This window comes from Alkalicoccobacillus plakortidis (assembly GCF_023703085.1).
GTDB lineage: Bacteria > Bacillota > Bacilli > Bacillales > Bacillaceae_D > Alkalicoccobacillus > Alkalicoccobacillus plakortidis.
Genome location: NZ_JAMQJY010000003.1, coordinates 104845 through 124074, shown reverse-complemented (window position 1 = coordinate 124074; position 19230 = coordinate 104845). Strand labels below are relative to the sequence as shown.

At 37.8% G+C, this 19230-nt stretch carries 19 protein-coding genes and 2 pseudogenes; 17 read left to right on the top strand and 4 right to left on the bottom strand.

Annotation, left to right across the window (positions count from 1 at the left end; genetic code table 11):
• Positions 1-81: 81 nt before the first annotated feature.
• A pseudogene (locus tag NDM98_RS24275) lies at positions 82-1414 on the bottom strand (APC family permease).
• Positions 1415-1638: 224 nt separating this feature from the next.
• On the opposite strand from NDM98_RS24275, the pseudogene NDM98_RS24740 reads away from it, so the two are divergent.
• Both NDM98_RS24740 and NDM98_RS18015 read left to right on the top strand, forming a co-directional pair.
• Positions 1639-3865, top strand: a pseudogene (locus NDM98_RS24740) (glycosyltransferase).
• Positions 3866-3940: 75 nt separating this feature from the next.
• Positions 3941-4786, top strand: a complete 846-nt coding sequence (locus tag NDM98_RS18015; protein WP_251610622.1) for a sulfurtransferase — start codon at positions 3941-3943, stop codon at positions 4784-4786.
• 26 nt (positions 4787-4812) lie between these two features.
• On the opposite strand, the gene NDM98_RS18010 is transcribed toward NDM98_RS18015, so the two are convergent.
• Positions 4813-6258 carry a TcaA 3rd/4th domain-containing protein gene (locus NDM98_RS18010; RefSeq protein WP_251610620.1) on the bottom strand — a complete coding sequence of 482 codons (1446 nt, stop codon included), beginning with the start codon at positions 6256-6258 and terminating at the stop codon, positions 4813-4815.
• Between the two features lie 189 nt (positions 6259-6447).
• Here NDM98_RS18010 and NDM98_RS18005 point away from each other — a divergent pair, with 189 nt between their 5' ends.
• Positions 6448-6648: a hypothetical protein gene (locus NDM98_RS18005; RefSeq protein WP_251610619.1), complete on the top strand. Its 201-nt coding sequence runs from the start codon at positions 6448-6450 to the stop codon at positions 6646-6648.
• A 78-nt stretch (positions 6649-6726) separates the two neighbouring features.
• On the opposite strand, the gene NDM98_RS18000 is transcribed toward NDM98_RS18005, so the two are convergent.
• Together NDM98_RS18000 and NDM98_RS23615 are read right to left on the bottom strand one after the other, a co-directional pair.
• The gene (locus NDM98_RS18000) at positions 6727-7362 is read right to left on the bottom strand and encodes a protein kinase family protein (RefSeq protein ID WP_251610617.1); all 636 of its coding nucleotides are present in this window, start codon (positions 7360-7362) and stop codon (positions 6727-6729) included.
• Positions 7363-7365: 3 nt separating this feature from the next.
• The gene (locus NDM98_RS23615; RefSeq protein WP_285804066.1) at positions 7366-7491 is read right to left on the bottom strand and encodes a hypothetical protein; all 126 of its coding nucleotides are present in this window, start codon (positions 7489-7491) and stop codon (positions 7366-7368) included.
• Positions 7492-8281: 790 nt separating this feature from the next.
• Between NDM98_RS23615 and NDM98_RS17995 the strand changes: the two genes are divergently transcribed.
• The 14 genes from NDM98_RS17995 (at position 8282) to NDM98_RS17930 (ending at position 19206) form a co-directional block, all read left to right on the top strand.
• Positions 8282-9400: an AAA family ATPase gene (locus NDM98_RS17995; RefSeq protein WP_251610615.1), complete on the top strand. Its 1119-nt coding sequence runs from the start codon at positions 8282-8284 to the stop codon at positions 9398-9400.
• Complete coding sequence (locus tag NDM98_RS17990; protein WP_251610614.1) at positions 9393-10643, top strand: TadA family conjugal transfer-associated ATPase; 1251 nt, start codon at positions 9393-9395, stop codon at positions 10641-10643. Before NDM98_RS17995 ends, NDM98_RS17990 begins: the two co-directional genes overlap by 8 nt.
• Positions 10640-11587: a type II secretion system F family protein gene (locus NDM98_RS17985; RefSeq protein ID WP_251610613.1), complete on the top strand. Its 948-nt coding sequence runs from the start codon at positions 10640-10642 to the stop codon at positions 11585-11587. Before NDM98_RS17990 ends, NDM98_RS17985 begins: the two co-directional genes overlap by 4 nt.
• 6 nt (positions 11588-11593) lie before the next feature.
• Entirely contained in the window at positions 11594-12454 is an 861-nt protein-coding gene (locus NDM98_RS17980; protein WP_251610611.1) for a type II secretion system F family protein, read from the top strand.
• Between the two features lie 26 nt (positions 12455-12480).
• On the top strand, positions 12481-12675 hold the full coding sequence (locus tag NDM98_RS17975) for a Flp1 family type IVb pilin (protein WP_251610609.1): 195 nt from the start codon (positions 12481-12483) through the stop codon (positions 12673-12675).
• Positions 12676-13302, top strand: coding sequence for a TadE/TadG family type IV pilus assembly protein (locus tag NDM98_RS17970; protein WP_251610608.1), 627 nt, complete (start codon positions 12676-12678; stop codon positions 13300-13302).
• A 21-nt stretch (positions 13303-13323) separates the two neighbouring features.
• Positions 13324-14007 carry a TadE/TadG family type IV pilus assembly protein gene (locus NDM98_RS17965; protein WP_251610606.1) on the top strand — a complete coding sequence of 228 codons (684 nt, stop codon included), beginning with the start codon at positions 13324-13326 and terminating at the stop codon, positions 14005-14007.
• 287 nt (positions 14008-14294) lie between these two features.
• Positions 14295-15515: a DUF5702 domain-containing protein gene (locus NDM98_RS17960; RefSeq protein ID WP_251610604.1), complete on the top strand. Its 1221-nt coding sequence runs from the start codon at positions 14295-14297 to the stop codon at positions 15513-15515.
• A 12-nt stretch (positions 15516-15527) separates the two neighbouring features.
• Positions 15528-16274 carry a hypothetical protein gene (locus NDM98_RS17955; RefSeq protein WP_251610602.1) on the top strand — a complete coding sequence of 249 codons (747 nt, stop codon included), beginning with the start codon at positions 15528-15530 and terminating at the stop codon, positions 16272-16274.
• 99 nt (positions 16275-16373) lie between these two features.
• On the top strand, positions 16374-16946 hold the full coding sequence (locus NDM98_RS17950; protein WP_251610600.1) for a TadE/TadG family type IV pilus assembly protein: 573 nt from the start codon (positions 16374-16376) through the stop codon (positions 16944-16946).
• A gap of 134 nt (positions 16947-17080) precedes the next feature.
• On the top strand, positions 17081-17758 hold the full coding sequence (locus tag NDM98_RS17945) for a hypothetical protein (RefSeq protein ID WP_251610598.1): 678 nt from the start codon (positions 17081-17083) through the stop codon (positions 17756-17758).
• A 43-nt stretch (positions 17759-17801) separates the two neighbouring features.
• A complete protein-coding gene (locus NDM98_RS17940; RefSeq protein WP_251610596.1) occupies positions 17802-17939 on the top strand; it encodes a hypothetical protein in 138 nt (45 codons plus the stop codon).
• A 294-nt stretch (positions 17940-18233) separates the two neighbouring features.
• On the top strand, positions 18234-18467 hold the full coding sequence (locus NDM98_RS17935) for a hypothetical protein (protein WP_251610594.1): 234 nt from the start codon (positions 18234-18236) through the stop codon (positions 18465-18467).
• 217 nt (positions 18468-18684) lie between these two features.
• Positions 18685-19206, top strand: coding sequence for an A24 family peptidase (locus NDM98_RS17930; RefSeq protein ID WP_251610592.1), 522 nt, complete (start codon positions 18685-18687; stop codon positions 19204-19206).
• The last annotated feature ends 24 nt before the right edge of the window (positions 19207-19230 follow it).

Below are 19230 nucleotides of genomic sequence, written 5' to 3'. Positions count from 1 at the left end.
CCCAACTAACCACGCGCCATGCACCATCTCTCATTCACCCGCACAAAAAAAGCAATCCGCTTCCGGATTGCTTCATTAAAACTATCGTTCTTTCAGATTAAGGACAAAATCGGGGTTGCGGCGTATTTTCATGACAAAGTAGACGAGTCCGAGTAATAGCCAGGCTAAGCCGATGATTAGGGCGTTTGTGCTGATGCTTCCAAGTAGCCAGATACAGAATACCGCGCCGGCTCCTGGGATGACCAAATAACGTAGGGTTTGAGTGAAGCTGCGCTGATTGCCTCTAATATAATAGTGGGCGATGACAGAGGCGTTCACACTTGTGAAGCCGATTAAGGCACCGAAACTAATGAATGAATAGATAATTTCTAGTTCTCCAAAAATGGCTGTTAGTGAGATTGCTCCGACAAATAAAACGTTAAATAATGGTGTCTTTAATTTTGGATGCACATATCCAAAGAATCGTCTTGGTAGTGAATCATCTCGTCCCATTGCAAAGAGCAGTCTAGATGCACTTGCGTGTGAAGAGAGTGAGGAGGAGATAACGGCCACCATTGTTCCTGCTAAAAATAAGGCATGCATAAAACTTCCACCTATATAGCCTGCGATTTCAAGTGAGACGGCTTCAGCATTGGCGTAGTTCTGAAAGTTTGGATAGATTTGATGCAAGAAATAAGATGTTACTGTGAAGAGTACTCCGCCGATTAGCACAACTAAAAAGATGGCACGCGGGATATTTTTCTTTGGGTTAATTGTTTCTTCTGACATGGTTGAGATGGCATCGAATCCAAGGAATGAGAAGCATAGGATCGAGGCACCTGTAAAAATAAGCGACATATCAAGTGTGGAGCTGTAGAAAGGAGCTTGGTGAGAAAACGTCTCCGGTTCCTAGCCCTGTTGTTAAGCCTTTAATAATAAAACCAACAAATACCAATGCAACAATAACTTGAAACGTAACAAAAATAGCGGTGATGTTAGCTGTTAATTTAATTCCGAATATATTAATAATCGTAATGGCTAGTGCTAGAACTAAAACCCATAAGAAGGGGGGAATCGCAGGAAATGCTGATTCTAAATAGGCTGCACCGATAGCAAAGTTAACCATTGGCAAAAATAAATAATCCAGCAATAATGTCCAACCGGCTAGAAATCCGGCATGGGGATGAATACTTTTTTGTGCGTACGTATACGCTGAGCCCGCTTTAGGATAGGCTTGCACCATTTTCCCATAGCTAAATGCTGTTAGCAATAGAGCCACGATTGTGAAAATATAAGCAGCAGCCACGTGTCCTTGTGTTAATTGAGCTACAATTCCATAGGAATCAAATACAACAAGCGGATCCATATAGGCTAGTCCGATTACAATAAGCGGAACAAGCGTAAGCGTACGCTTTAATTTCTGTTCTTTCTCCAAGTTAACCACATCCTTTATTTTTTACTGAGATAATTTTAGTCGATAGTAGGACCCCTCGCAACCATTATTTTGAGAAACATTAAATGAAACCGGTATCAGGAAAATAACGGCGGAATTCGGCGTTTTTTGACTAACTTTCTATTGATTTTTTACGAGTAGAGCTATAGTATGAACCCATACTTCTAGTTAAATAGACATATGTCTTTTTGAGGGGGAATGCTAAAATGGAAGTTTCTTTATTAGAATGGTTAGTGATTTCCAGTTTTGCACTTATTCTTTTTTATTTTTTATCACGAAAATATCATTGGTCCAAGCAGGTTTTAATCGCACTATTTTTAGGAATTAATGCGATTTACTTAGGGTGGAGAGCTGTTTATACGCTACCAACGATGAATACAATTAGTATCATTGCAGGTATTTTGCTTTTACTCACTGAGCTTGCAGGTTTTTTACAATCAATCGTGTTTAGTATTATTTCGTGGAAACCTTTTAAAAGAAAACATATACCATTATCTGATTTTGAAACATTACCGACAGTTGATATTTATATAGCTACTTATAATGAATCTGAAGACTTATTAAAACGAACGATTGCAGCTTGTACACTTATTCGATATCCAAAGAACTTGATGTCGATTTATGTATGTGATGATGGCAGGCGAGCAAGTGTGAGAGAGCTTTGCGAAGAATATGATATAGGATATATCGATCGAAAAGATAATAGCCATGCAAAGGCAGGGAATTTAAATCATGCCCTGACAAAAACGAATGGTGAAATTGTGGTAACAATGGATGCTGACATGGTGCCACAGGCTAATTTTCTTGAACGTACATTAGGCCAATTTACCGATCCAGAGATGGTCTTTGTTCAAGCACCACAGGTCTTTTATAATGATGACCCGTTTCAATATAATTTGTTTTTTGAGGATCAAATTACAAACGAACAGGATTTCTTTATGCGTCAGCTTGAGCAGGGTAAGGATCGATTTAATGCAACCATGTATGTCGGTAGTAATGCATTGTTTCGTAGAACGGCTCTTGAAGAGGTTGGTGGTTTTGCAACAGGTGTGATTACAGAGGATATGGCAACCGGTATGCTTCTTCAATCAGATAATCGAAAAACAGCCTTTATTAATGAAACGCTAGCAGTTGGACTTTCACCGGAAACGTATGCGGATCTATTAAAGCAACGGGATCGCTTGGTGCCGAGGTAATATCCAAGTTATCCGTAAATGGAACCCTTTAAAAATGAAGGGGCTAAGCTTTATGCAGAAGCTTCTTTATATGGATGGCATTCATTATTGGTTCTTTGGCATTTACAAGTTAGTGTTTCTACTCGCACCGTTACTGTTTCTAGTTTTTAATATATACAGTCTAGATGTGAACTTTGATCAGTTGCTTTGGTTCTGGGTCCAAGCTTTTATATCCTCACAATTAATGTTTAAGACCATTGCGAATAAGAAACGAACAGTTTTATGGAGTCATGTGTATGAAGTTGCAATGGCGCCTTATATGGCTCTGTCGGTTTTGTCTGAGGTTTTTCTGAAGAAGAAGTTTAAGTTTAATGTAACGAGAAAAGGTGTTCAAACAGACAGACGTCGTTTTCTGTGGACAACGAGTATTCCGTATTTGGTGCTTGCAGGATTAACGATTGTTGCTTTGGTTAAGGTTTCACTTTATTATCTATATCCAGAACAATATGATGTGAATCCAGATGTTCTCTACATTAATATCTTCTGGGTTTTATATAACGCAGCAGCGATTATTTTAGCGATCTTTCTCACATTTGAACGTCCAAGACATCGGAACTCAGAACGATTTTCAATTGACCTTCAAGGTGTTCTTCATGGGAATGAGACTGCAGTATCGTTCTCCATTTTAAATATTAGTGAGAGTGGTGCTCGTATTGAATTAGACGCATTGACACTCGAAAACCATCTTTCTACTGAAGAGAAATTTTCAATCGATCTTGCTGGCGTAAAAGGTCTACAAGTAGAAAAGAAATGGATTAATGAGAAGAATGGAAAACTCTTAATGGGTGTTTCATTTATCCATCCTGATCAGAAGCAATATAGAGAGATTATTCGCGTGTTGTTTAGTGAACCTGTTAATGCAAATATTGAAAAGTACTATGATAAAGCCTACCTGACAACGGCTATGTATCGATTTATTAGACGGACCAAAAAAGCAGATCCTAGCTTTAATCGTCAATCGATCCGCAAAAATGTTCTCTTGCCTGGTCAAATTAAAATTGACGGACAAACGGTTGAAGCCACGGTGTTAGATTACAGTGAAGCTGGCTGCAATGTGAAGCTAAATCGGACCTTACGTGTGGATCAAATTGTAAAGATCTCAACAAATGAACGAGAGTTATCAGACAGAAGCGCTCAGATTTGTTGGATCAGAAAAAGTGGAAGAAGTCGTTATCTTGGATTAAAATTTATAGCATGACGTAAAAGCTCAGTGGTTAGTTTCCGCTGAGCTTATGTTACGATGAACTAAATAAATTAAGGGAGTTGAGTCGTCATGAAAAAGCTAATAAAACCAAGTGAGTTGCAACATTTACTTGAAACGGATTCGAATTCAGTTGTTGTGATTGATGTCCGTTATGTACTTACTGATTCGGATAAAGGCAAGGAGCTTTATGATGCAGCTCATATACCTGGTGCTCTTTATCTCCATTTAGGGAAAGATCTTTCATCTAAAGGAGGAGAACATGGTGGGCGCCATCCCATACCGGAAGTAGAAGCTGTCTCTAAGAAGTTTGGTGAAATAGGGATTGATCAAGAAACAACAGTTGTTGCCTATGACAGCAAAAACGGATCCTTTGCAAGTAGACTGTGGTGGCAACTCTATTATTTAGGACATGATAAAACATTCATTCTTGAGGGTGGATTGGATGCTTGGCTTAAAGCAGGGTACCCAACATCGACGCAACTTCCGCATACTCACGGAAAAACCTTTGTCCCTAATGTACGCGAAGAGGAAAGACTTACACGAAACGACGTCTTAGAAAGATTAGGGAATACAGATTCGATCATTATTGATGCGAGAGCACCAGAACGCTATGTTGGTGGAAGTGATTCACTTGATGCGAAAGCTGGCCACATTCCAGGGGCACTAAATTATTTCTGGGAAGACCTACTTGATGAATCTGGTAATTGGAAAAGAGGAGAAGAACTCACAGAGCATTTTCACGCAATACCAAAAGACAAGGAAGTCATCGTCTATTGTGGTTCAGGTGTAACGGCTTGTCCAAATGTATTGGCATTAAAAGAAGCAGGATTTGAAAATGTAAAACTGTACTCGGGTAGCTGGAGTGATTGGATCAGTTATGAGGACAGCCCAATTGAAACTGGTGCACAAAAATAAGATGGCCGCAGCCATCTTATTTTTGATTATTCATCATCGTTTTCATTTTGCTCTTCGTCATCATTATTATCATCATCTGAATCCATGTTGGCTTCATATTCTTCAATTCCTGGACCAGTATCGATGGTTTCATCACTAGAATTATAATGATAAATTTCAGGTGTGATCGTTTCTAGTACCCAATCTTCATCATAATAGACAACCCCTCTAAAGTGGTTACGGTTAAACTGGCCATCTGACCCTTCTCTTCCAAGATTAAATGAGCCGTGATTTAACTCGTTCATAACATAAATGATGTCTACCGCAAGTTCATAACGATTTTCTTCTTCATTAAAGACTGGAATGCTTAGATCATCGACTAGAAAGCTAGTTTGTACATGCTCTGATTTGTATTCACTTCGTTCGTTTCGGCTTTCATGGGAGCTCAATACACTCTCTTTAAATTCATCATTGCCATGTGTTAGCACCGATTCGTCACCATTCATGATGACCTCACTACGTTGTTCCATTGCTTCATCTAGAAGTTCAACGACTTTTGTCCGTTCTTCTTCGGGTACTCCAACAAATTCATCAAAGCGCAAGATACTGCCATCATACGTCATGTCCTCAGATTTCACTTTACCCCATGGAAATTCCTTTTCTAAGGATACACTCATGCTTTCATCAGCTGGAAGTTCTGTGACATCTTCTGTTTCTTGATTAACAACCAGGTCTGTTTCTTCATCATTTAAATAGACGATACTATCATCATAGTTAGATCTTGCTTTAAGCATGTTCACTTCAGGAACAATAACTTCTATCCTCGAAACTTCATCCTCTGTATGATAGATGTTTAGGGTGACATCCTCAGTGGTAGCTGTTGCATAGTCCAATTGAAGCTCCGTTCTCATTGTGTATGAGCCTGGTCCGAATGGTCCGAATTCAGCCATTGTTCCATCATAAGAGGTTGGTTTAACTTCTTCGTCATTTAAGAAAAATTGCAGATTTTCATTTTCTACATGCATTGAAATATATGCTGGTGTTACGACCAATTCATATTCTGCTCCAGAAAACATCCCACCATCTTCATAGGTCAATGTTATATTACCAAAATTATCTTCTTGATAAGCGGGGTGAATGACTTGAGCGGCGTCCTCCCCATCTTCCTCATACATTTCCATCTCTTCGTTTAATCTGTTAAGTAGTGCATCCTTTTCTGTCGGTTCATCTTCAAAAAAGAGAAAAAGAGCTTCTGCATCCTCTGTTTGATATTGCCAGTCTTCATACGCAGAGGTCAAAACACTTGAAAGTGCTTCTGCATCTCCATTATTTAATGCTTCTTCAAAGGTAGTTAGTAACTCTTCACCATTAGAAGAACCACCTATCTGAGTGACAAAAAACACACCTCCACCTGCTAGTAGTACAAATACAACTACAGCAATAATTCCCCCAATTAAAAGTCCAGGCCTTTTTTTACTTGTTTCTGCTGTCATATTCCTAATCCTCCTTCTTTTAGGTATTTAATATACTAAAATATAAAACTGTTGGAAAAGATTTCAGCAAAAAATACAACCAAAATCCTAACACATTTCTTTGGAGCATACAAATGTTGGAGAATAAGACTATGACAAAAATCTCGAAGAATGGTAAACTGCTTGAAATGTAATGAAGGAGTGATCAAATTGCCTGAGGAGCATGATACGGTCTTGTTGGATAGTGAGGATGCAGTTGAATCAGATCAACGTTTACGAGAGAGTAGTAAAATGAATGTCACCTTGATGGAGCAAGAAGAGCAGAGTAGATCCTGGCTTATTCGGTTTGGGCCGCTATTGATAACGGGAGTGGCCCTTATTGTGTTAGGTAGTTATCTCTGGATCTGGTAAAGCTAAGTCTAAGCAATATCGATTGGAAGACACATCGGAAAAAAGCTGAGATGAATTGAATCACCTCAGCATGATGACTTACCGTGCTGGTTTTACTTTTTTGTATAAAGCAGCAATAGCAAACAGCAACACTGCCGGCAGCCGCTTTGGGAAAAATCGATTAGAATAATACCGTGTATAGGCCATTTTTAAATCGGTCCATTGCGAGCACTGTTTTGTTTGCTGAAATCTAGCAACGTCTATCACCTTAACAGAATGGTCTTTTGTTAACATCAAATTGTGTAGGTGAATGTCTGATGGGTTAAGTCCAACCTTTCGCGCTTCATCAATGGCTAGATCAACCTCATGAATATGCTGCGTCTCTACCTTAACACCGTGAAGCAAACAGTCGAAAAACGTTTGACCATAAATATAATCTATGACTAGATAGCCTTTCCCCTCTGCATGTAAAGCAGGAAAATGGCTTGAACCAGATAATAATCTGTAAATCTCCGCTTCCTGTTGAGCCAATTTTTCAAAAGGTGGATAAAAAACCTTTATAGCCTTATCCTCATCTTGAATCTTAAACACATAGGCACTTCTGCCGCTTCCAATTAGAGTTAGACGTGGATCAAAACTAGAAACCAGTGTTCGTTTTTGTTTTTGGAAAAACGTCACACTGTTTGCAAGGCGCGAAACGTATGGAGAAATCACTAGCGCCTTATCACTCATCATGATCTACCCCTTTTTTGGCTTTTTGCGTTTAGCCAGTTCTTGTTTTAAGCGCGGAAGCACGTGTTTTTCTGCCTCTTTTATTCCCTTTTTAACCATTGGATGTCGTAATAACTTGATCAATTTGGACATGTTTGTATTCTCCTCTCTTCTTAATCAAAAAAGACCTAAGCCAACGCGGCTTAGGTCTTTTGAATAAAAAAGAGACCTTTGCCACGTATTTGTGACAAAGGTCTCGCAAACAACAGAATTCTGTTGCCAGCAGTGCCGAGGGTTTTGACCCTGTAATGACGACAATTGCTGAACTGCTACTCCCCTTTGGAGTATTCGATTAAGTCTTTTTAGTATAAAGGGGAGGAGAGCTATGGTCAATCATTTCCAATCTTTCACACACAAACTTTACAAATTCTTTATAAAAAAGTGCTTGCACCTACAAAAAACAGTAGGTAAGTAGAGGCGATTAAGGATTATAGTCTCGTCTAAAAACCTTAAAATTCCATATTAATTCCTTCTATATCCTTAATTATGAGATTATAGATTCATTTAGTTAGGCGAATCTGTTGGTTTTATTGTGTTTACATAGTTATTCCGCAATCTGTAAGCCTTTGTGACTAAAGTATCAAATTACGTGAAATAGGTAAATTATATGTTTCAGACCCAACGGGAGGGGTATCTGGTAAAACGTAGATAAAAATGGAAGGATAGAAAAAGCTTATGAGTCAAGGGAATCAGATCAAATACAGATAGATGGAAGATCATCTAGTACTATTTTAGTGCTACAAGACCTTTTTCCTGTTTATATCCAAAATGCGTCATTTTAATTGGAAATCTAGTACAATCAAATATGTTCTTGGAATTTTACATTTATTCTACTAAGAAATACTAGCAAATGACTTTTATATACAGAAAGCAGGTGACGGCTATGAAAAAAATCAAACTTATTGTCGCAGACCATGATTCCGCTTTTTTACAATCCTTTGGAGAATACGTTCTTTCTTCAGATGCAAAAAATCAGTTCGATATGAAGCTATGTACAAGTGAAGAGAGCCTAGGTCGTTATCTTGAAACCGGAGAGCATTACGATCTTATTTTGCTTAAGCCAGAGCTCTACAAAAAAGAAAGATTAGAATCATTTAAAGGCATTGTCTTATATCTAGAAGAGGCCAAAAAGAACATCACAAACAATAATCAGTTATTTAAATATCAACCGGTTACACAGCTATTATCTGAATTGTTATCGCTATATTATGAACAAAATAAAGCGTTAGACAGTACATCTGGAACAACTGGCCGCACAAGTGTTATTGGTTTCTATTCAGCCACTGGAGGCGCTGGAAAAACAACACTTGCTGCAAACATGTCAAGGCAACTTGCGATCATGGGGAAAAAAGTTTTTTATTTAAACTTTGAAATCCTTAACTCAAGAGAGCTGTACTTCAGGTCTGACGAGGATAAGCCGTCCCTTCAGGTGTTCTATTATTTAAAGGCAAAACCGCATCAATTGATGTCGAAGGTTGAAACCTTAAAGAAACATGATCCGTTAATGAATGTAGACTACTTCGATTGGTCGACGAATCCAGAGGAGATGTTGGAGGCAACAAAAGAGGAGATACAGAAGCTGATTCAGACCATTTCAGCTACGGACCAATACGATTATATCTTGATTGACATGGATAGCTCTTTCCAAATTTTAAGTCAGGCTGCATTTGCAACATGTGATCAATTGTTCTGGTTGTTAAACAATGATATGCAGAGCTTTCACAAAACAAATGAGCTATTAAAGAATTTGGATAACCTTCTCGGAAAAGGTCATGGAGTACAAGAAAAAATTGAATTCATCGTCAATCGGTTTACAGGGCATGTCTCTGAACCATTTATCGCCTATGACTTTGCCATTAAAGGCTATCTTCCATATGTACAAGAATGGAATCCATTGGTAGACCGGGATCAGATGCTCTCTCATCCACATTACACACAAGAGTTACTTGCCATTATCCGTGGACTTGTGGAAACGAGTAAAGAAGGTGCTTCCAATGGTTGATGATAAAGTCATACGCGAGTTAATTAGTAGACTCAGAGAAACACTTGATCTGATGCACTCCATTCCAAATGATAAGTTGATGGAGCACGTGGAGAACGCTGTTTTTGAATATGCACAGGAGCATAGCTTAAAGTCTGCAGAAATGAAATGGCTTGTTGATCGCATTTATCATTCCTTCCGAGGGTATGACGTCTTACAGCCCCTAATCGAAGACAAGTCGATTACGGAGATTATGGTGAACAGCCACAAAGAAGTCTTTATTGAGCGCAACGGGAAGGTCTCCCAGATGGAAGTGGAATTTGAGAGTCAGCAAAAGCTTGAGGATATTATCCAGGCGATTGTTTCAAAAGTCGACCGAGTGGTTAATGAATCCTCACCCATAGTAGATGCGAGACTACAAGATGGCTCCAGGGTAAACGTTGTACTCCCACCGATTGCCTTAAAGGGACCGGTTATCACCATTCGGAAATTCCCAGAGCGTCCGCTGATGATTGAAGACTTAATTGCCTATGAAGCGATCACGCAGGAAGCAGCTGATTTCCTCAACAATCTCGTTAAGGCTAAGTACAACATCTTTATCGGTGGCGGGACAGGATCAGGGAAAACAACATTTCTTAACGTGCTGTCTAATTTCATTCCGCCGAATGAGCGCATTATTACTCTGGAAGATTCAGCCGAATTACAAATTCACAAAATTCCAAACTTGGTTAGTCTCGAAACCCGAAACGCCAACACAGAAGGTAAAGGTGAAATCTCCATACGAGAACTCATCAAAACATCCCTGCGGATGCGCCCTAACCGAATCATCGTTGGGGAGGTACGTGGAGCAGAAGCACTTGATATGCTTCAAGCCATGAACACTGGACATGACGGCTCCTTATCAACAGGTCACGCCAACTCGACAACAGATATGCTCAGTCGTTTAGAAACAATGGTCTTAAGTGGAGCAAACCTACCAGTTGAGGTGATTCGAAAACAAATCAGCTCAGCCATTGAAATTATGGTTCACCTTTCAAGACTACGAGATCACTCACGTAAAGTCGTTTCAATTAGTGAGTTACTCGACCTGGAAAACGGCGAGATCCAAGTCAATCCACTCTTTGAATTTGTAGAAGAAGAGGAAGGGCCAAAAGGAGAAGTCATTGGAAGACTAAAACCAACCGGCAACAAGCTCCAATCCGTTGCCAAGCTAAAACAAGCCGGAATCTACGAGGAAACGATTAAAGTAGGTGAGACGAATTGAATGCGGATTTGCTACCTTTAATACTCGTTCCGATATTAGTGGGGTTTTATATTTACGTTGTGGTTAGTCGGAAGAAAAAAGAGAAGGAAGAAGCAGCTAAGATCGATACCATACCCGAACCCAGTGCCTTTGCAAAACGAGTAAAAGCGCTCAGGTCTTTGTCTCCTAAGGAATTTAGAAATGCAACAGAGAGTCATTTGACTAACTATGGTGATTATAGGTTAAGCCTCAAGCAATATTTATTTTATGCGATTTTAGCTGGAGCTGTTCTATATTTTATTGGCTTTCTATTCTACGAGAATATTATTCTAGCTGGAATAGTAGCATCAGGTGGACTATTCTATCCAAAAATTCAACGGAAGATCTTACTGTCTAAACGAAAAGAAAAGCTATCTCTACAGTTTAAAGAAGCCATTGCCTCATTGTCCTCTTCTTTAGCAGCTGGACGATCAATTGAAAATAGTTTTCGTGAAGTAGTTAACGATTTAAAGCTTCTATATCCAGATCCAAATACGTACATCATCAAGGAATTTGAGATCATTAACCGTCGCGTTGAGAATGGCGAAACCATTGAACGAGCTATAGAAGATTTTGCGATTCGTTCAGATATTGAGGACGTCATTAATTTTGCTGATGTATTCCTTACGTGTAAGCGAACGGGTGGAAATCTAGTTGAGGTTATCAGAAGAACATCTGATGTTATTAGTGAAAAAATTGAAATTCAGCAGGAAGTACAAGTAATGATTGCGCAAAAGAAATTCGAATCGAGAATCTTAGCTGTTGCTCCTTTAGGGATGATTGCTTTGCTTAAATATTCTGCAGCGGATTATCTTAATCCTATGTACACATGGCCAGGTGCAGGACCGCTAATAATGACCATCTGTTTAGGAATTCTTGTGTTCTCATTTTGGCTCAGTCAAAAAATAATGAATGTAAAGGTGTGATGACCTTTGATTGTTTATGGTGCATTTCTTGCGGTTCTAATTGTGACCTACTTTTTATTATCGATTGCCTCAAGAAATAAGTACACTCACTTGGTTGAGGAGTTTGACGGCAAATACTCGTTAATGTTTATGGCACCTGTCTCACTACATGTTTTATTTAAGTTGCAGGTAATGGAGAGATTTCACAGCCAGGTAGCTCATATCCAGCAAAAAATGATTAGTTTATATGGTACAAAAGATGCTCTGCAGCATACGCGAATGTTTATTGCACAATTAGTTTCAATTGTGTTGGTTGGTCTTCTTGGATCTTTTTTACTTGCTATGTTGCAAAACGATCATGTCATGCTAATGGTAGGATTAATGTTTTCTATTCTTTTGCCAACCGTCATGATCAATCAGTTGAACAACAAAGAGAAGGAAAGAAAAAATCAGATTCTTATGGAGCTACCTGAAGTTGTAAATAAGATCATTTTGTTAGTTAATGCGGGGGAAACAGTTCAACAAGCAATTGTACGATGTGTTGAATTAAAACAAGATAGTGAATCGCCTCTCTATCTAGAATTAAAGGTCGCTGTAAATAAGTTAACAAGTAATGAACCTTTTCCAAATGTTTTAAATGAATTTAGTAAAAAGTGCTCCATTCAGGAAGTTTCCATCTTCACTACAACAGTCCTCTTAAACTATCGTAAGGGCGGGCAGGATCTTATTCTATCTCTCAGAGAGCTTTCCCACACATTGTGGGAGAAGCGTAAGAACGTTTCAAAAACAAAAGGTGAAGAAGCATCATCAAAACTTGTTTTTCCGTTAATTCTAATTTTTGTTGCAGTAATGATTATTGTTGGGTACCCAGCATTAACCATTTTGTAAATATAAAAAAACCTGGAGGTAATACAATGTCTAATATCACAAGTTTTTTCAAAAAATTCTGGAATGAAGAAGAAGGCCTACAAACTTTAGAAATCTTATTGATTATTGCTGTCATTGTTGTTATAGCGCTAACTTTTAGAAAACAGATCATGGATTGGGTAGATGGATTAGTTGAATTTGGAGGAACTCAAGTGAAAAGCTTCCAAGAAGGTGGGGATTGATTGAATATGAAATCTCATTTTAGAGATTTCAAAGATGACGAAGATGGTGTCATGACTCTAGAAGCTAGCATGTTGTTTCCAGCAATCTTAATTGCAACCATGATGATGATTTTCTTCAGTATGGTGATATTCTATAAATCTGTTTTGCAATTCGAAGCCAATCGGATTGCAGATCAGGTTGCATATGTTTGGAATAATAGCTCCAAGGATGTAGAGACGGGAGAGTTCGAACAGTACACAACTGATAATGGAGATGGTCTTTACTGGAGACTTACCTCGAATAATTTCTTTGAGCAATTTGGATTTGATGCTCCAGGAAATGATTTAGTAGGAGCTAAAGAACGAAATGAATTAGTTTCTGATATACCTGGGGTCTCAAGTGGATCAGTAACGTACTCAAATGGTTTAATCGGTAGTCAAATACAAGTTGAATTAACACAACCAATACCTATGCCATCATCCGTAACAAGTTTGTTAGGTACGGATGTCTTAACTGCTAAGGCATCTAGAGCTGTAACAGAGCCAGTCGAATTAGTTCGTGATACACAATTTGCGATGTACTTTTTTAAAAAAGCAGGCGGGTACGGAACATATGTTAAAAAATTCTTTGGTAAATCAGGCAGTTGATATTAAAAAGGGGAGAAGAGTATGAAAAAGTGGCTAAGAAAAGCATTCCATAAATTTATAATCAGTGAAAATGGAGCTGTCTCTATTTATGCCATCATGATTACGCTTCTCCTTTTTATTTTTAATGCGGTACTCATTGATTATATTCGAATCATGACAGCAGAACGTAAGGTAGATCAGGCGGTAAAAGCTGCAGCGAGATCCACTATGTCTAGCTTTGATAAATCAATGATGGGTAGCTATGGGTTATTCGGATTTAAAGGCGATGAAGCAGATATTTTTGAAAAAGTGGTCAGAGAACATTTAGATACCGGGGAAGGCGATTACTTTAGGTTTGCTGATACGCGGCTAGTGGATGATTCTGCAAGTGTAAGCTTTAACGAAGATATGATGGTAGCTTCTAAGGATACCTTTGAATATCAAATTCTTGAGGACATGAAATATAAGGCGCCATTAGAAATTGGATCAGCTATTCTTGAAGGTTTTTTATCGGTCTCTAATGAAATGGAAGAAGCATCTAACTTCGTTGACGTTGCAGCAGAGGTTCAAAAGTTAATTGATGATCGGGAAGAAGCACTTGAAAAAGTAAGAGAAGAAGTAACAAAAGCACAAGAAAAAAGTAAAACCTTAGAGACTAACTTTGAAGGAAGTAGCTCTAGACTTTTTCCTGAGGCTAATAGTCTTGCTGTATTGCAAACAGTATAAAGGATTTTGAAGAGGCTAAAAAAGAATTAGAGAAAGAGCTTGATGAAGATGCAAGTGATGAAGAAAAAGAAGAAAGAGATAAGCTAAAAGAACAGATTGAATCTTTTAAAAAAGAAGCAGAGAATGTTATTAAAAAGCTAAATACTGATTTACAAGCATTAAATAAGCATTTAATAGAAGCTGAGAAGAAATTAAAAGAAGCAAAGGATCTAAATGAAAAAGCAGCTAAAAAAATTAATGAACATAATGAAAAAGATGATTATAATAATGCCAAAGAAGCTCAAGGTATGGCTGAGAATCAAGCTGTTGATGCTTCAGGTGCTGCAGAAGGTTTGAATGGAGCGATTGAGGCTTTAGAGGAGTTAATCTTGGAAGACGAATATTTTACTAATGTAGAGGAACCGCTTGACGCTGCTATTTATCTAACTTTAACTGACCGAGGTGGAGATGCCTTAGATAAATTTTTAAAGGAAAAATTACAAGAAATCCAAAGTGGTAGATTAGAACAGACTTTATTGTCTGCTCTACATATCTCAACAATTGATGGGAAAGTTGAAGATTTTATCAAGGCTAAAGATTTCATGGAGGATGTCATTACTGCAACGAACAATATTCCCGAATTAAAAGAAGAAGAAGGGGTAGAGGCAAAAGAAAATGAAGCTAAAACTGAATTTAATAAAGCAAAAAAACAAATTGAGGAATTCACTGGGTTAGTTGTTGACTTTAATAATTATGCACAGTTAAAAGAAAGAGAAAGTAGATACATTGAATTTGCAGAGAACGAAATTGAACAAAAAGAGTTAAAAACAGAAACAAAAGAAGATCTAGCAGATAGTTCTATGAACATTGTAGATCTAATATTCGGGTCAATAGGTGATGTTTTAATTAACGGGAGAGACAGAGCTTATATTAATGAGTACATTATGATGCGCTTTAATCATCATAAGTTTACATCAAGAGGTTTAAAAGCTGGTGGGTCTACAGAATCAGAAATAGAATATATCCTTTATGGCCAACCCACTCCTCAATTAAATGTTGGTGCGGCGCTAGGTGAATTATATGCTTTCAGATTTGCTGTGAATTTTATTGAAGCATTTACAGATGATTTTGTAAGGAAATCAGGAAAATTCATTTTGTTATTTGCTACAGCGTATGCATTAATTGAAACGACGAGAGATTTCGCGGAAATTATGAATGACAGACCAATTAATTTTATTGATGTTGGTAAGGGTCGAGACTTTATGACTGGATATGGGGATTATTTAAGATTATTTCTTTTTGTTCATCCAAATGGTAACAAAATGCAAAGGACACTTGCTAGAATTGACCAAAAAACAGGAAATGATCTGACGAAAACTGCAACTTATATAGAAGGCGAGGTAGAAGCAAGTGTTGAATTATGGTTTCTACCTGGAGTAGCAGATATGTTAGGAAAAACAGGGATCTTAGATGGACAAATGAACGGAAATGAATTCAGGATTAGGAAAAAAGCAATATATTCATATTAAGGAGAATGAGAGATGAAAAAAACTAAACTATTAATTTCTAGTCTATTCGTTGCTAGCATGTTAGCTGCCTGCAATACAGAAGATACCAAGGATAATACAGAATCACAAGGTACAGGATCTAATAACTCTAGCGGTGTAGAAGAAAATGATAATGATAATGATCAAAATGATATGGATGATGCCGATTCGGATTCGGATTCAGATTCAGATTCAGATGGCGATGCAGATGGCGATGCAGATGGCGATGCAGATGGCGATGCAGATGGCGATGCAGATGGCGATGCAGATGGCGATGCAGATGGCATTTTTGCAGAAGGGAATTTTGATGACCAACTTGATCTAGGCATTGGTGATACGGGAACTGTAGAAACTCTTGGTGGAATATTTGAGTTTACAGTTAATGATGTTGAAATTATGGAAGATGTTAATGGCGAATTGTCTGATTTAGACTTTTTCTTATTTGTGAATTTTACTGTTAAGAATGTTGGTGAAGAAGAAGTAGATGCAAGAGATGCCATAAATATTTTAGAGGCTACAGATTTCCTTGAAGGAACAGGTTTCTCTGATAATGCTGAGTACTATGAAGGTTTAGATTCAATTGAAGGCTTATTAACTACAGGAGACGAAGTAACTGGTGATGCTCTATATAATGCACATGATGCTGATGAATACTATCTAAGAGTTACTGAGGGACTTGTAGGCTCTGGGGCAGCTAAGAATCAAATTCGATTTACTTTCCAAAAAAGCGAAATCGAGTAATAGATCTAGGGAATCTGTTTTAAACAGATTCCCTTCTAAATCAATACGAAGTACGGTGCGTAATTCGTATTGATTTGGAATCAAAAAGGGAGTGAAGATATGATTAAAAATTTCATCCGTGATGAACGAGGTAGCTTAACTCTCGAAGCAGCTATGGTCATGCCATTCTTTTTATTATTTGTTGTTTTTCTTGCCACAATTATACGCATCTCGGTTGCTGATATGGCTTTAAAACAAGCAGTAAGTGAAACAACGGAGATCTTTGCTACTTCTGCTTACCCAATTGCAGTAGCTTCAGGGGCAGCAGAGACTAAAGCCAACTCCAAAATAGAAGAGTATACAAACAATAAGGTTCAATTAGGTGATGTTAAAACACTATTAAATTTTGTATTCGATTCCGTTGGTTTTGATCCAACTTCCTATTTTCAAGATGCAGCAGAGAGTGCATCTACTGAAGTAGTTAAAACAAAATATAAAGAATCAAATGCAGATTTGTTTTTTAGTGGGGATAATATTCAAGTAGAAATAACAGATTTGCCTGATCCAAACAGCACAACCTCTCTTTATTTAGGTATGATTGCAACGTATGAATTAGAAATTACAGCGCCTTTTGTGAATAAAACGATTGTGTTAAAAGAGAAGGCTTATGAACGAATTTGGGTAGGTTCATAGAGTAAAACACCGAATCATAGATAAGCAATGAACTTAATGCTCGAAGTTTAAAGATAGGCTTTGATTTTAAATGGAAAATAAAAACTAATATAGAATTATGATCAAATTTATTTGCTGGGTGGGGAGATGAGACTGTGAAAAAGTACATAAAAATAAGCGCGAGTATGTTGGTGAGTATTGGAATTCTCACAGCGTGTGGAGGTAGTGACAAGCAGGCGTCAGAATTAAGTACTGCTAATGAATCAGAAGAAAGCAGCGTGGATAATGAACCAGAGATTACAGAACAAGAGAACTCTACTAATGAAGAAGAAAATAATGAAGACATTAGTTCTGAGCAGGACAAAGAGGATAATCAAGATGAGAAAAATTCTGCTGAGGATCAGATGAATTTAGAAATCGGAGATACAGCTATAATTGAATCAACAATTGGAATGTATAAGGTCACTCTTAATAATGTGCAGTTCAAAGAAGAAATTGAAGGTGAGAGTTCACAGCTCGAAGCATATTTATTAGTAGAGTATACACTCGAGAATGTTGGAGAGGAATCTATAGAAGTATGGGAGTCTATGAGAACTGTAGAGGCTACGGACTGGTTAGAAGGTTCAGGACAATCAGATGTCTCAGGTCAATTTGATAGTTTGGAATCATTTGAAGATAACATATTAGACCCAGGAGAAAAAGCTAAAGGCGAAGTTCTTTACAATATATATGACGCTGATGAATTTTATGTGCGTGCTCATCAAGGACTTATTGCATCAGGAGGATTAAAAAATGATATTCTGTTTACCTTTCAAAAAAGCGAAATAGAATAGAAAACATTCACAATTAAACTTATACAAGGAGGCATCTATTTAAATGAAGAAACAGATAAAACTGAGTACGCTCACTATAGCTACTTTTACAGTATTAGTTGCATGTAATAATGATGAGCCTTCTGCTTCAGAGGAAACGAACCTACAAAGTAATGAATCTGAGGGAACTACAGCGAAGTGAATGAAGAAACGAGTGAAGAGGATGAAGCTACAGATGATGAATCTGATAGTGTACTAGCTAGTGGAAGCTTTGAGGACCAAGCTAGATCTTTCTATTGGGGACACTGGAACGGTTGAAACTACTATTGGAACCTATTCAATTACCGTAAATTAAGTCGAGATACTAAATGACATTGAAGATGAATTGAAGATGAATTGAAGATGAATTGCCAGAACATGATTACTTTATACTGGTTAATTACACGGTGAAAAATGAAGGGGAAGAAGATATAGACGCTGAGATTCAATTGGGGTAATGGAGTTTACTGATGATCTGGAGGTGTCGGGATTCCCGGATGACTCTCAGTACTTTGACAGTTTAGATAATATTGAAGGAACATTAGCTCCAGGTGAAGAATTGACTGGCCAAGTAATATACGAAGCATATGAAAATCAAGAAAACTATCTACGAATAACTGGAGGCCTAGTAGCGTCAGGTGCCGCAAAAAATCATATTCGATTTACTTTTGAAAAAAGCGAAATAGAATAGAAAACTCTCTTTCCCGATGACACTTCATATCTGAACAAACAAGCTTTATACATTCTTGTTAATTAAGCTAAGCCGTGTCATTCGTCATTAAAAAATTCTCGTCCAATAGGATTAGGTTTTTGGAAAGAGGGAATGAGAAATACAGGAAATACTATGAATATATTTGAAAATCAAGAGTATTCATTGCATTTGTGGATGGAAGGAGGGGAAAAGGCGTTTGTTGCAATTTCATGATTATGTCTTAGTGGTTTTGATGTTGGTTGCTCTTTATACAGATATTCGTTATCACAAGTTGCCGAACTGGTTGACGGTAAGTGGCGTGGCGTTTGGGTTGGTGTATCATCTGATTTCTGGTGGCATCGATGGGTTGATCTTCTCTGGCATTGGATTTTTAGTGGCTACTGGTATTTTTCTTCTATTATATGTGTTTCGTGTGTTAAGTGCTGGTGATGTGAAGTTGTTCGCTGCGTTTGGGGCTATTGCTGGGACGGAGGTAGTGCTTCATCTCATGATGTATTCGATTGTATTCGGGGGCGTTATTGGCATCATTATTTTACTATTTACGAGAACCTTCCTTAGTCGAATGACTGGGGGGCTATTCGCATTAATTGGTTCCATTACATCTAAGGATTTGTCTCATCTAGAGGATTATAAGGTGAATCGTAGTACACGTATTCCGTTTATGTATGCGGTGGCGCCGGCTGTGTTCACTGCTTATTACTTTTTAGTGTTTGCTTAAATTATGGGTCTATGGAAAGAGGAG